At 46.3% G+C, this 929-nt stretch carries 1 protein-coding gene; it reads right to left on the minus strand.

Going from position 1 to position 929, the window contains the following annotated elements; all coding sequences use genetic code 11:
- The coding region (locus DXB63_RS17715) for a transposase (RefSeq protein ID WP_122127705.1) at positions 1-701 on the minus strand (701 nt) is incomplete at its 3' end.
- Positions 702-929: the final 228 nt, after the last annotated feature.

Below are 929 nucleotides of genomic sequence, written 5' to 3' on the forward strand. Positions count from 1 at the left end.
CTGGCAAGGCGTGTCAAAGCTATATCTTTAAAGCGGCATTGATGATAGATTAATCCTAACCTCATAGATAGGTAATAGGCTTTCTTAATGTCCGGATACTCCCGGAAAAGTATTTCTGCACGTTGCCGCTGAGAAACGGTCCAAAGGGATTCTTTTTTATACAAGAGGTATAAGCTACGGGCTAACAGCTGTTTACGGCTATCGCCATTTTCAAAAACAGGAGCATGATATTGTTTGCCGCAGGCTTTTGCATGCGCTATCTGGATGGACTCCTCATCCAGAGCCTCCCAACGGGCTTTTACTCGCATCTCCTGAACAGCTTCATAAGCAAGCTTTTGCACATGAAAACGGTCGGTAACACGCTTGGCGGCAGGAAAACAAGTACGTGCTATCAGCTCCATATTGGGAGCCATATCAAGAGTTATTTCACGAACCTGATAACGACAGCGACGGGAGAGCTTAAGCAGGACGTTGCTTACCGTACGGGCATCGGTACCTTTTATGACAGCAATAATACTACCGGCCTTGCCATGCCTTTCCTTGTTTATCAGAATAGTATATAGTTCGCCACGGGAGAGGGCGACCTCATCAATGCCGACATAAGCACCAATATTCTTCTCATACAACAGCCAGTCTTCAGCATGGGGAAGCTGCTCCCAATGCAAATAATCACTCAGATGAGTACGGTACTGCCGTTCCAACAACTCACCGTCAACGCCATACAACTCACCCAGTAGCTTGCAACTCACGGGATGACTATCAATATAATGCTTTTAAAAAAGACGCAAAATTTTGCGTCAAACGGGTACCTGAAGCCACCATACGCCAGTTACGGCTGATATAACTATTATCAGACTTCAGCATCCAGCGGCGGCGGCGAATATTCAGGAAAACTTTCTTGCCACGCAGAGGGAAGTCCTGAACTACTA

This window comes from Bacteroides sp. OM05-12 (genome assembly GCF_003438995.1).
Lineage (GTDB): Bacteria > Bacteroidota > Bacteroidia > Bacteroidales > Bacteroidaceae > Bacteroides.